The organism is Allosaccharopolyspora coralli, from assembly GCF_009664835.1.
Taxonomy (GTDB): Bacteria; Actinomycetota; Actinomycetes; order Mycobacteriales; family Pseudonocardiaceae; genus Allosaccharopolyspora; species Allosaccharopolyspora coralli.
The window spans coordinates 2,221,151-2,233,354 of sequence record NZ_CP045929.1; the positions used below are offsets into that span (position 1 = coordinate 2,221,151).

At 68.0% G+C, this 12,204-nt stretch carries 13 protein-coding genes and 1 pseudogene; 8 read left to right on the top strand and 6 right to left on the bottom strand.

Features of this window, described 5'->3' with window-relative positions; genetic code table 11:
* Positions 1 to 79 precede the first annotated feature (79 nt).
* The 5 genes from GIY23_RS10500 (at position 80) to GIY23_RS10520 (ending at position 4,164) form a co-directional block, all read left to right on the top strand.
* Entirely contained in the window at positions 80 to 886 is an 807-nt protein-coding gene (locus tag GIY23_RS10500; protein ID WP_456061935.1) for a DUF3097 domain-containing protein, read from the top strand.
* A 495-nt stretch (positions 887 to 1,381) separates the two neighbouring features.
* Positions 1,382 to 1,780 carry an AfsR/SARP family transcriptional regulator gene (locus tag GIY23_RS10505; protein ID WP_154076486.1) on the top strand — a complete coding sequence of 133 codons (399 nt, stop codon included), beginning with the start codon at positions 1,382 to 1,384 and terminating at the stop codon, positions 1,778 to 1,780.
* 157 nt (positions 1,781 to 1,937) lie between these two features.
* Complete coding sequence (locus GIY23_RS10510; RefSeq protein ID WP_154076487.1) at positions 1,938 to 2,366, top strand: NfeD family protein; 429 nt, start codon at positions 1,938 to 1,940, stop codon at positions 2,364 to 2,366.
* A 29-nt stretch (positions 2,367 to 2,395) separates the two neighbouring features.
* Entirely contained in the window at positions 2,396 to 3,610 is a 1,215-nt protein-coding gene (locus tag GIY23_RS10515; protein ID WP_407646873.1) for an SPFH domain-containing protein, read from the top strand.
* Between the two features lie 227 nt (positions 3,611 to 3,837).
* Entirely contained in the window at positions 3,838 to 4,164 is a 327-nt protein-coding gene (locus tag GIY23_RS10520) for a hypothetical protein (RefSeq protein ID WP_154076489.1), read from the top strand.
* A gap of 50 nt (positions 4,165 to 4,214) precedes the next feature.
* Here the strand turns inward: GIY23_RS10520 and GIY23_RS10525 are convergent, their stop codons facing one another.
* From GIY23_RS10525 to GIY23_RS10545, 5 genes and pseudogenes are all read right to left on the bottom strand, one after another.
* Positions 4,215 to 4,646, bottom strand: coding sequence for a type II toxin-antitoxin system VapC family toxin (locus GIY23_RS10525; RefSeq protein ID WP_154076490.1), 432 nt, complete (start codon positions 4,644 to 4,646; stop codon positions 4,215 to 4,217).
* A complete protein-coding gene (locus GIY23_RS10530) occupies positions 4,643 to 4,870 on the bottom strand; it encodes a FitA-like ribbon-helix-helix domain-containing protein (RefSeq protein WP_154076491.1) in 228 nt (75 codons plus the stop codon). The genes GIY23_RS10525 and GIY23_RS10530 overlap by 4 nt, the downstream gene beginning before the upstream one ends.
* 293 nt (positions 4,871 to 5,163) lie before the next feature.
* A pseudogene (locus GIY23_RS10535) lies at positions 5,164 to 5,806 on the bottom strand (SDR family oxidoreductase).
* Between the two features lie 44 nt (positions 5,807 to 5,850).
* A complete protein-coding gene (locus tag GIY23_RS10540; RefSeq protein ID WP_154076492.1) occupies positions 5,851 to 6,642 on the bottom strand; it encodes an SDR family NAD(P)-dependent oxidoreductase in 792 nt (263 codons plus the stop codon).
* Positions 6,643 to 7,030: 388 nt separating this feature from the next.
* Positions 7,031 to 7,708, bottom strand: coding sequence for a GntR family transcriptional regulator (locus tag GIY23_RS10545; RefSeq protein WP_154076493.1), 678 nt, complete (start codon positions 7,706 to 7,708; stop codon positions 7,031 to 7,033).
* A gap of 60 nt (positions 7,709 to 7,768) precedes the next feature.
* Here GIY23_RS10545 and GIY23_RS10550 point away from each other — a divergent pair, with 60 nt between their 5' ends.
* From GIY23_RS10550 to GIY23_RS10560, 3 genes are all read left to right on the top strand, one after another.
* Positions 7,769 to 9,031 carry an MFS transporter gene (locus GIY23_RS10550; protein ID WP_154076494.1) on the top strand — a complete coding sequence of 421 codons (1,263 nt, stop codon included), beginning with the start codon at positions 7,769 to 7,771 and terminating at the stop codon, positions 9,029 to 9,031.
* Positions 9,032 to 9,254: 223 nt separating this feature from the next.
* On the top strand, positions 9,255 to 10,691 hold the full coding sequence (locus GIY23_RS10555) for an aldehyde dehydrogenase family protein (RefSeq protein ID WP_228717649.1): 1,437 nt from the start codon (positions 9,255 to 9,257) through the stop codon (positions 10,689 to 10,691).
* A gap of 169 nt (positions 10,692 to 10,860) precedes the next feature.
* Complete coding sequence (locus GIY23_RS10560) at positions 10,861 to 11,841, top strand: formylglycine-generating enzyme family protein (protein WP_228717650.1); 981 nt, start codon at positions 10,861 to 10,863, stop codon at positions 11,839 to 11,841.
* Between the two features lie 122 nt (positions 11,842 to 11,963).
* Here GIY23_RS10560 and GIY23_RS10565 read toward each other — a convergent pair whose 3' ends face one another.
* Positions 11,964 to 12,197, bottom strand: coding sequence for a hypothetical protein (locus GIY23_RS10565; protein WP_154076496.1), 234 nt, complete (start codon positions 12,195 to 12,197; stop codon positions 11,964 to 11,966).
* Positions 12,198 to 12,204 lie beyond the last annotated feature (7 nt).

Below are 12,204 nucleotides of genomic sequence, written 5' to 3' on the forward strand. Positions count from 1 at the left end.
CCGACCAGTGCGGTCCGGGTCGCACGCGGGCGGCGTGGCGACCGCGTGCGACACGATCGGACGACTACCGTGCCGTCTCGTGCGTTCAATGGGTTATGGCAACGACATTCTCTCCGGCAAGCGCCGTCGCCCGGTGCCGGAACTGGCCGCAGAAGCGGGCCTGGTCGTCGAGGACGCGGAAGGCGGGTTCTGCGGCGCCGTCCTGCGGTGTGAGAAGGACGCGGTGGTGCTGGAAGACCGGCACGGAGCGCAACGACTGTTCCCGCTACGGCCTGCCGGATTCCTGCACGAGGGCACACTGGTGACGTTGGTCCGGCCCCGCGTCACCGCACCGAAGGCGAGCCGTTCGGCATCGGGCTCCACGAAAGTGGACGGCCTGCGCGCGCGCACGGCGCGCGCGAGTCGACTCTGGGTGGAGGGACTGCACGACGCGGAGTTCGTCGAGCGGATCTGGGGCCACGACCTGCGGGTCGAAGGCGTCGTGGTCGAGCCGCTGCACGGCGTCGACGACCTGCCGGGGTTGCTCGAGGAGTTCGGTCCCGGGCCGCAACGTCGGGTCGGAGTGCTCGTCGACCATCTCGTCGAGGGCAGCAAGGAGTCGCGGCTCGTCACGGGTATCGACGACCCCGACGTCCTCGTCACCGGGCACCCCTACGTCGACATCTGGCAGGCCGTGAAACCCACGGTGCTCGGCATCGACTCGTGGCCGCGGATCCCGCGCGGCACCGACTGGAAGACCGGCGTGTGCGCCGAGCTCGGGTGGGGTGAACCGGCGGCCGGCTGGCGGCACGTGCTGTCGCGGGTGAGTAGTTTCCGCGACGTCGAGACACCGTTGATCTCTGCGGTGGAGCAGTTGATCGACTTCGTGACCACCGAGCCCGACTGATCATCGAGGACTCGCGGGGACCCGGGAAGTAGGGCGATGAATCACGAGTGTCCCGCCGGATTCGCGAATCGTTCACCTCGGCGCGGGAACCTCACTCGGGTTCGCAACGTCAGCACCGTTGTGCGGGCACGGCGACCCGCTCGATCGACGGAGGTGACCCGTAATGAGCACTGCGGAGGGTTCAGCCGACTTAGCGGGCCCCCGGTTCCGTCTGCTCGGCCCGACCGAGCTCCACGGCGACTGGGGGCCGGTCGAACTCGGTGCGCCGCAACAGCGCTGCGTGCTCGTGGTGCTGATGCTGGAGGCCGGTCGGGTCGTGGCGGTCGACCGGCTCATCGACGCCGTGTGGCCGGTCCACCCGCCGGCCAGCGGCGCGCAAGGCGATCCAGGTCTACGTCTCCCAGCTGCGGCGTGCGTTGGGCGAGGTGTCTGGGGCGGAGTTGGTGACGAGACGACCCGGTTACACGCTCGTTGTCGACCGGAACGACGTCCGACGTGCACCGGTTTCGTCAACTCGTCGAGCGGTCCCGGATGGAGGAGCCGGCGACGGCGGGGGAGTCGTTGGCCCGAGCTCTCGAGCTGTGGCAGGGGCCCGCTGTGGCCGACTTCGTCGACGAGGGCCTGCGGGAGCTGCTCGCCGCCGGTCTGGAAGAGGAACGACTCGCGGCCGTGGAAGCACGGTTCCGTTGCGATCTTCGCTCGGGGCGCGCGGAGGTCGCCGTCCCGGGACTGACCGAGCACGTCGCGGCGCATCCGTTGCGGGAACGCGGTTATCGGTTGCTGATGGGCGCCCTCCGGGACTGTGGACGCAGGGCCGAGGCGTTGGCCGTGTTCCAGAACGCGCGCCAGACGCTCGCGGAGGCGCTGGGGACCGACCCGGGCCCGGAGCTATGAAAACTGCACGCGGCGCTGTTACGAGACGAGCAGAGCTCGCAAAGCGGTCCGACGTCGAGTCCGCGCCTGCAGGAACGAGCATGAACGCAGGTCACACCTTGATCACGCGATGTGCTGACGCTCACCTCACTGGCGATGACCTGGCACAATGGACGTCATGTTGCCCGCGTTGCTCTGGTTGATCGCAGGGTTGCTCCTCGTCGTGGGAGAGGCCCTGTCCGGAGATTTCGTGCTGGTGATGCTGGGGGCCGCGGCGCTGGGGGCCGCGGGCGCGTCGGCGCTGGGCGTCCCGCTGGGGCTGGATGCGGTGGTCTTCGCCGCGCTGTCGTTCGGCCTGTTGATGCTCGCCCGCCCCGCCCTGAAGCGACGGATGTCGATCCGGGAGCTTCGGACGAACACGGAGGCGCTCATCGGTAAGCACGTCCTCGTCGAGTCCACGGTGGACGCCCACGGCGGGCGGGTCAGCATCGACGGTGACGTGTGGTCGGCGAAGGCGTTCGACGAGACGCAAGTGATGGAAGCCGGTTCGACGGTGACGGTGATGGACATCTCCGGGGCCACGGCCGTCGTGTGGGCCGAACCGTAGGAGGTGGGTAAGTGCCGGTCGAATTGATCGTGCTGGTGGTGGTCGCGATTCTGGTGATCACCATCGTGGCGAAATCGGTCCTGGTGATTCCGCAGGCGACGGCTGCGGTGGTCGAGCGGCTCGGGAGGTTCCGCACCACCGCCGAGCCCGGGCTGAACTTCCTGGTGCCGTTCCTGGACAAGGTGCGCGCCAAGATCGACCTGAGGGAACAGGTCGTCTCGTTCCCGCCGCAACCGGTGATCACCCAGGACAACCTGACGGTGTCCATCGACACGGTGGTGTATTTCCAGGTGACGGACTCCCGTTCGGCGGTCTACGAGATCTCGAACTACATCGTCGGTGTGGAGCAGTTGACCACCACGACGCTGCGCAACGTCGTCGGTGGCATGAGCCTCGAGGAGACGCTGACTTCGCGGGACCAGATCAACACCTCGCTGCGCGGAGAACTGGACAAGGCGACCGGCAAGTGGGGCTTGCGGGTCTCCCGGGTCGAGCTCAAGGCGATCGACCCGCCGCCGTCCATTCAGGACTCCATGGAGAAGCAGATGCGCGCGGACCGTGAGAAGCGTGCGATGATCCTCAACGCCGAAGGTGAACGCGAGTCGGCGATCAAGACGGCCGAAGGCCAGAAGCAGTCGCAGATCCTCGCCGCGGAGGGCGCCAAGCAGGCCGCGATCCTCGGCGCCGAGGGTGATCGGCAGTCGAGCATTCTGCGCTCGCAGGGTGAGCGGGCGAGCCGCTACCTGCAGGCGCAGGGTCAGGCCAAGGCGATCGAGAAGGTCTTCGCCGCCGTCAAGCAGGGCAAGCCGACGCCGGAGCTGCTGGCCTACCAGTACCTGCAGACCCTGCCGCAGATGGCGCAGGGGGACGCGAACAAGGTCTGGGTGGTGCCGAGCGACTTCAACAAGTCCCTCGAGGGCTTCGCGAAGATGCTCGGTGCACCGGGCGACGACGGCGTGTTCCGGTACGAGCCGCCGAAGGAGGAGCCGCCGGACACCCGGCCGGAGGAGGACGAGGACTCGATCTCGTCGTGGTTCGACACCTCCACCAACCCGGAGGTGGCCGAGGCGGTGCGCGCGGCGGAAGCCGTCGCACGCAAGGAGGTCCCGAGCGCGATGAACCCCTCCCCGCAGATGTCGGAGCCGCTGGGTGGTGGCACGCCGAACGCGCCGCAGGCCTCGCCGCTGCCTCCGCAGCCGGAGCCCGGTCAGTTGGGCTCGGGGGAGCAGTCCGAACAGGAGTGATCCAACGCGGACGTGTCGCCCCCAGGCGCAGAGCGGCAGCGTGAGCCTTTTTGGTGCCTATAGCCCCCAAAAAGGCTCACGCCTGCGGAGCTTGTCGATGTCCAGCGACCACCGCAGAGACCTCGCGCCCCCGGGGGCGCCGTCTGCTAGCTAGAGTGGACCGACCTACCTGATCCGCAGGGGAGTCACCGCGCTTGCGCGCGGCCCAGCGAAGGAGGTCGAGGTCCATGATCACTTCCAGCCGCAACGATACGGCCGCGCCCGAGGTGCTGTGGGACATGCTCGACGGCCTCATGCCGCGCGGCCTGCTCGGAAATGGTGACCCGGACGTCCACGTCATCGACGGCCGCTGGACGATGTTTCTGGGTGGCTTCTCGACCAGTTTCCGCGACCGCCTCTACCGCGCCACGCTTGCCGACGGGGCGGAACTGAGTAGCGGACGCTGGTCGCTGTTGAGACGCGCATGTAGCCGATCTCCATGCGTCGAGAACTATCCGATCATCGGGTTTGCCGACGTTATTTCCCGACGCGAGTTGTCGACACGATCGACCTGAGGAAACGCCTGTGCCCCGAAGGTGTCGGCAGACGATCCCGTTAAGGACGCTCACGACCTTGTACGCGCGGCCTGATTCCATGGGTTGTGGCAGTGAACGCCGAGGGGTTCGAAGTGTTTGGTGTTTCTCGTCGCGACGGCCATTTCTGTCGCCTGCGCAATGGCGGCGATGAGGGCGTCGTCCAACGGTGCGTGCTCGGGAACCCGAAAGGTGGCAAGGATCCGCGCGGCCGGCAGGTCGAACGGCAGTACGCGGTCGGCGAAGGTCGGCAAGACGCGCTCTTCGAGCCATCGGCGCAGGACCTCGCCTTGTGCCGCGTCGACTCGTTCCTTGGCAACGACACCGCGTTCGATCTCTGCGATCGTCGTGACAGTGACGAACTGGTCAGTTGCCGGAATCGACGCCGCCCAGACCTCGACCGATGGATTCCGTCCGCGGACTCGCAGTGAGGAGACCACGTTGGTGTCGAGGACGTACCTCACAGTTCAGAACTCCGGGCGGTCAGGCCAAGCCGCTGGGGCTCGAACTCGATGTCGGCGCCTTCGTCCATGCTCAACAGGTCGACGATCGTGGCGGGCTCGCGCTCGAGGGCGTCGGCGAGAATCTGGCGCGCCTCCGCCTCGACGGATCGGTGGTGGTACTCGGCTCGCGCACGCAGCGCTGCCTTGGTCCCCGCGGGCAGGCTGCGGATCAGGATCTGTTCCACTACGACCACCTCCGATATCAACCTCACGATATCATTTCGTACAGTCATCGCAACAGGGCCTCACCCCCGCCCCGATAGCCGATCGCGCTACGTATGCTCCCTTGGTCCGACAAGTCCACCCGCTTCCTCCCAGGACATGCCCGGTTGATCGCGCGAACTACATCAACAGATGAGCCGGGTTCCGGGTCAGGCGACTCGGCTGGTCCGGTTGACCCCCGAACTCATGAGAGCTCGGGACTTGTCCTTTGCCCCGGCAGCTAACGACCGCTAGTTTCGCAGGCTCGACTCCGGGGTCAGCGGTGTTGCTCGGTTGGTAGGAGCAGTAGCTCGTTGATCGCGGAGTGGCTCGGCCTGGTGACCATGTAGAGGACGGCGTCGGCGACGTCGTCGGCAGCCAGCACACCGTGGTCGCTGTCCGGAATGGTGGGGCTGGGCGGGTTGGTTCGTTCGGTGAGTTCGCTGCGCACCAGGCCGGGCTCGACGAGGCCGACGCGCACGTGCCGGGAGGCGAACTCTTGCCGCAGCGCTTCGCTGAACGCGCCGACGGCGTGTTTGGTCGCGGCGTAGACGTTCGACTCCGGCGTGGTGATGTTGCGTCCGCCCACGGAACTCACGATGACGACATCGGCGATGCCGCGACGATCGGCTGCCGTCGTCAGGCGCGGCAACGCGACGTGTGTCGCAGCCGGCACACCGGACGTTGACGTCGACGACCTCGTCGACGGCGCGACGCACCGCATCGCGATCGCTGACGTCGGCGCCGTGCACACTCTCGGCGGGCCCGTGATCATCGGCGAGTTCCGTGAGCTTCCTGTGCCGTCGAGCCAACAACGCGACGGCCGCTCCCTCTCCGGCGAGGGCTCGTGCGGTGGCCGCGCCGATGCCACTCGACGCACCGGTCACAACGGCGACCAACCCCTTCGAACGTCCGGGCACGGCAACACCTCTGATTCTCGCCGGGGTGCGCGGGCTCTTGCTGATCAGCGACGTGGCTTGGCCTTCCGGGCGTGGTGGGCGGCCTTGAGTGGTTCGGGCAGGAGGCGGTTGACCAGGGCGGTGCGTTTCGTCGTCCGATCTCCCGCCACCACCTCGGCCTTTCCCGTCAGCAGGGCGTCGAACCCTTGCCGAGCGATTTCGGCCTTGTCGTTCTTGCCTTCGTTCGGGCCGAACGCGGTGTCGTTCATCCCTGCCCGCGCGTGGAAGTCGCTGTTCGTCGCACCCGGCATGAGCGTGGTCACGGTGACACCAGTGCCGCGCAGCTCCTCGCGGAGGCTCAGGGCGAACATGCGGGTGAACGCCCGCGAGGGGCCGTACACGGTTTCGTACGGTGTCGGCAGCGTCGCTGAGATCGACGACGTGATCAGGATGCGCCCGCGCCCCCGGTGCGCCATGGCATCGGCGAGATACTTGGTCAGTCGCACGACGGAGCTGATGTTGATTTCGATCAGCTGTAGCTGCTCATCGAGATCGTTGTCCAGGAAGGCGCCACCGAGCCCGATGCCCGCGTTGAGGGCGCCAGCCTCCACCGGTTTTGCGTGGTCGTGTACTGCTTTCCACAGCGTCTCCGTTCCCTCAGCGGTGCTCAGGTCGGCTTGCACCGTGGTGACGTTGGCGCCGACGCTGCTGAAGTCTGCTTCGACCGCGTGGATGGTGGTGCTACGTCCGGTTGCGAGCAGGTCGAATCCGCCGCGCGCGAACGCCAGCGCCAGTTCGTAACCGATGCCGTTGGATGCTCCCGTGACGAGCGCGAGTGGCCTGTTTCTGCTGCTCATGCGCGAATCCTGCCGGGCGAGGCGGTAATGGTGCGGGCACACCGGACAACCGTGCCGTCAGCCGGACAGGGTGCGCCGGTGTGGTGAACGGTTCTGCGGATGCCGCACCTTCCGGACTACCCGCGCCACTGCATCTTCTACACCGCTCGTGGCCTGGGGATGTCGTGGTGACCAGGCGTGAGCCCTTTTGGTGCCTATGGCAACTAAAAAGGCTCACGCCCGCCGGGCACTCCGCAAGCAGTGAGCTCGTGCCGAGCGACGGAACGTGGTCGTGTGTTAAAAAGTATCCATAGTTTCAGTGTGGGTCGAAATTAACGATCGCGACTCACTCTCATCTCTTCACCTCGCCCAGAAAGCAGCACAGACGCACGGCGCTGCGTGAGCGCCGTCAGTCCCGAGGTTGCAGATAGGTGCCGGGGGCGATGTCGAGGTCGCGAACGGTGTCGAGGAGGTGTTGTCGCAGGCGGGTGCGGGCCAGGTCGATGTCGCCGTCTCGGAGCGCTTCGGCGACCTGCGAGTGCTGATGGGTGATGCGCGGTCGCCGCAGGTGGGTACGCGCGGTGGCGGTGATGCGCATCTGACGGTCGCGCAAGGCGTTGTAGAGGTCGGTGACGACCGGGTTGCCGGAGGCGGCGACGAGCTGGGCGTGAAAGTCCCGGTCGGCGTTGTGCATCTGCGCGTCGGTGAGATCGGAGGGGTCGCAGGCCGGGTGTTCGGCGAGGTCCTTGCCGACGGCGGTGATGGAGTCCACGCCGTCGAGAGCGAGCTTGTCGAGGGCGAAGGTCTCCAGTGCGAGCCGGGCCTCCATGAGGGACCGGGCTTCGGTGGGCGTGACGGGGACGACGAGTGCTCCCCGCTTGGGGTAGAGCTGCAGGAATCCTTCCCCCTGCAGGCGCAGGAACGCCTCTCGCACGGGCGTGCGGGACATGCTCAGCGCGGTCGCGATCTCACCCTCGGACAGCAGGTGGCCGTCCGGATAGGTGCCCTCGAGCAGGCTCGTCTTGACGTGCTCGTAGGCACGGTCGGCTGCGGGGGTCTCGGGAGTGGGTGATGTTGCGCTCGACACGTGACCATCGTATCCGGCACTGCTTGTATCTAAGCTGTATGCAAGCTGAGGAGGTGTCGAGTGTCGACGAGCGTGTCCGTGCAGCGCCCGTCCCCGCCGGTCGAGCCGAACAAGAGGTCGAGTCGCCGTGCGTGGTGGGTCTGGGGTGTGGGCGTCTCCGCCTACGTGGCCGCGTTGTTCCACCGCGCGAGCCTCGGAGTCGCCGCTCCGGACGCGGCGCAGCGTTTCGACGTGGGGCCGGGCGTGTTGGCGCTGTTCTCGGTTGTCCAGCTCGGCGTGTATGTCTTGCTGCAGGTGCCCAGCGGGGTCGTCGCCGACCGGTGGGGGCCGCGGCGGGTGATCGCTGCGGGGGCGGTGGCACTGGCCGTGGGGTCGGCGGTGTTCGCGATCAGTGGTTCGCTGCTCGGCGGCATCACCGGGCGGCTGCTCATCGGGGTCGGCGACGCCTTCATGTTCATCAACGTATTGCGGCTGGCCGCTCAGTGGTTCCCACCGGAGCGATACGGCAAGGTCGCGGCGTTGACCGGGCTCGCGGGTGGGGCCGGGCAGCTGGTGGCGACGATGCCGTTGACCACGGCGCTGCACTCGTGGGGCTGGGTGGCCACGTTCCTGTCCGCTGCCCTGGTGACCGGTGTGATCACGGTCCTGGTGTGGGGTGCCGTGCGCGACCGGCCGGCCGGAGCTCCGGTGGAGACCGGGCCTGACGAGTCGGTGAACGGGATGCTGTGGGAGGTGGTGCGCCGCAGGGGGACCGGACACTCCTTCTGGGTGCACGCGGTGTTCATGTCGCAGTTCGTCGTGGTGACGACGCTATGGGGCGCTCCATGGTTGACCGAGGCCCAGGGGTTCGATGCCGACGGTGCCGGGGCGCTGCTCATGGTGTGCGTGGCGGCGTTCGTGGTGAGTGCGTGGTGCTGCGGCCAGTGGGTCGCGGGGCGCCCGCGGCGGCGTGAGCTGTTCTCCGCCGGCCTGGGAGCGGTCGTGCTCGGCGCGTGGGTGTCGCTGGTGGCCTGGCCAGGGGTGTTGCCGACGACGGTGTTGGTGACGCTGCTCGTCGTGATCGGGGCCGGCGGCGGTGCGGCGATGTTGGCGTTCGACGGTGCCCGCCTCGCCAACCCGGTGCATCGGTCGGGCACGGCGTCCGGTGTCGTCAACATGGGCGGCTTCGTCGGCGCCGTGCTGATGCAGGTGGGTGTCGGTGCGGTGTTGCAGGTGACGGCGGAGTTGCCCGCCGTCGAGGCGTATCGGTGGGGCTTCTTGCCGGTCGTGGTCCTGCTGGCGGTCAGTGTCGGCGTGCAGTGGCGGTTGCGGACGCGCTGGTGATCGTGCGACCGGTGGCTTCCTCGCCCGGATAGGGTCGCGCGGGTGTGAGAGTGCTTTTGGAACTGGCATGTGTGTCCGTAGGACACGCCTCATACGTGACCAGCCGTGGCACGGTGAGGGGCTCCGGCGAAACTGGGGCGGCGGCCCCGGACCGTTCACCCAAGTTCCAAAATGCCCTCTGAGCCAACGCGTGACCCCGGGATTCCGGGCTTGGAGGTGTGGCGTGACCACGGCGCTTCAGCTGGAGAACGTCGTCGGCGGTGTCCGGACGGGCACCTTGGCCGGGGAGGTGTTGCCGCTCGTCGACCCGAGTACCGGGGAGGAGTTCGGTACGTCGCCGGTGACACGGTGGATGGACGTCGATGCCGCGATGCACGTGGCGGCGGGTGCGTGCGAGTCGTGGGCGTCGACGACGCCGCAGGATCGGCAGCGTGCACTGTTGGCCTTGGCCGAGGCGATGGAGTCGCGCGCCGAGGATTTGGTCTCCGCCGAGTGTCGGGTGACCGGCAAGCAGCGTTCGCATGTGGCCGAGGTCGAGTTGCCGCTGGCGGTGGACGCGGTGCGCTTCTACGCCTCTGCCGCGCGCCTGCTGGAGGGCGGTGCGGCCGGTGAGTACGTGGCGGGCAGTACGTCGTTCGCGCGGCGGGAGCCGATCGGGGTGGTCGCGCAGGTGACGTCGTGGACGCATCCGTTGCTGTTGGCGGCCTCGAAGATCGCGCCTGCGGTGGCGGCGGGCAACACGGTGGTGATCAAGCCAGCGGAGACGACACCGTTGTCGACGTTGTTGCTGGTGGAGCTGGCCGCGGAGCATTTTCCGCCGGGTGTGGTCAACGTGATCTGCGGGGATCGTGACTCGGGCCGGGCGATGGTGGCGCACGCGGTGCCGGGCATGTTCTCGATCACCGGGACGGTGCGGTCGGGGATGGAGGTCGCCGGCGCGGTGGCGGCCGATCTCAAGCGTGCGCACCTGCAGTTGGGAGGTAAGGCGCCTGCGCTGGTGTTCGAGGACGCCGACGTGGAGGCAGCCGCGGATCGGTTGTGCGCGGCGGCGTTCGGGAACGCCGGTCAGAGTTGTACCGCGTCGAGTCGGGTGTTGGTGGCCGACGAGGTCTACGACGAGATGGTGGACGCGGTGGCCCGGCGGGCGCGCTGGATGCGCCCCGGCCCGCCGGAGGACATCGATGCGGCGTTCGGTCCGTTGAACAGTGCTGGTCAGCGCGATGTGGTCGAGTCCCATCTGGACCGGCTGCCCGCGCACGCCCGCGTCGTGGCGGGTGGTCGTCGGCTGGACCGGCCGGGCTTCTTCCACGAGGCGACGGTGGTGGCCGATATGGAGCAGGAGGACGAGCTGGTGCAGCACGAGGTCCTGGGCCCGGTCATGTCGCTGCAACGGTTCTCGGGGGAGCAGCAGGCGTTGGAGTGGGCGAACGGTGTCCGCTACGGGCTGGTCGCGAGCGTGTGGACGCGCGATCACGCGCGGGCGATGCGGCTGTCTCGGCAGGTGCAGGCGGGCACGGTGTGGATCAACACGCACGATCAAGTGGTGGCCGAGATGCCGCACAGCGGGTTCAAGCATTCGGCTTCCGCTCGCGATTTCGGACGTTTCGGGTTGGAGGAGTACAGCCGAGTCAAGCATGTGCTCTCGCACTGGGGCGAGTGAGTGCGGTCGGCGAACGTTGTCGTGTGCGGGGCCATTCCGCCGCGTGGGTGCGGCGGGCCACTGTGGAGCGTGCTGAAGATCGGCAGGTCACAAAGGCTGTGCCACCCGACTGAGTGAAGGATCTGGTGTCGGGGAGCAGGGCGGCGGAGCCGTGCTTAGCGTCGGTGAGGTGAAGCCCAGCCGGAACGACGCGGTGACCGACATCGCCACGCGCGGCGCGGTCCGGGACGACGCCGAGATGGTGTTGGTGCCCGCCGGGAATTTCATGATGGGCTCCGATGATCACTATGTGGAGGAGGCTCCGGCGCATCCGGTTCAGGTCGAGTCGTTCCGGATCGACCGGTACCCGGTGACCAATGATCAGTTCGCGCGGTTCGTGGCGGCCACGGACTACGTGACGGTCGCCGAGCGCACGCCGGGACCCGTGGGTCTGTCGCCGGGCTCGTTGGTGTTCGGAGCAGGGGTGCCCGGCGCGATAGTGGGCGCCGACCCGGTGCAGTGGTGGTCGTACGTTCAGGGGGCGTGCTGGTGGCGGCCGCAGGGTCCGGGCAGTGGCCTGGAGGCTCGCGGTGATCACCCGGTGGTGCAGGTGTGTTTCGAGGACGCGGCGGCGTATGCGGCGTGGGCGGGCAAGGAGTTGCCGACCGAGGCCGAGTGGGAGTACGCGGCGCGTGGGGGACTCGACGGGGCGACGTTCTGCTGGGGTCACACGGAGTGTCCGGGTGGGGAGTTGATGGCCAACACTTGGCAGGGTGAGTTTCCGTGGGTGAACCGCACCGCCGCCGGCTGGGAGGGGACCTCGCCGGTGGGGGCGTTTCCGCCGAACGGATACGGGCTCTACGACCTGGCGGGCAACGTGTGGGAGTGGACGATGGACTTCTGGCGTCCGGTCCACAGCGGATCGGCATGCTGCACGGTGCGGAATCCGCAGGTGACGGCGCCGGATCCGTCGGTGTCGTTGGAGGACGCCGCGGCGTTGGAGTTTCCGCAGCGGGTACTCAAGGGTGGTTCGCACCTGTGCTCGGGGGAGCAGTGCTTCCGGTATCGGCCCGCCGCGCGGCAGGGGGAGAACGTGGACACGGCCACGACGCACGTCGGCTTCCGGTGCGTCTACCGGCCGGGACCTTCGGGCGCGTTCTTGGACGCCTGAAAGGGCATTCGGGAACTGGCATGTGTGCCCCTCACACGCGATCAGCCGCGGCAGGGTGAGGGGCTCTGGCGTTGCCCGTTCGTGCCCACCCACCCAAGTCCCCAGATGGCTTCTGAGGTGGTTCAGTTCTGGGTGCGGGCTCCGACGTAGAGGTAGTGCCAGGTTCCGTCGGGGAGTTGTTCGCGGCGTTCGTAGACGAGCACGGGCGGGCGTTGTCCTGGGCGTGGGCAGCTGCCAGGGGTCGAGCGTGCTGGTTGGGTGTGCCGGGCGGTGGGGTGGCCGGTCGAGTCGAGGGCGACGCGCAGGGTGCGGCCGTGTTCGGGGCCGCCTTGGGCGACGGCGGGCACGGTGGTCATCCGGTGG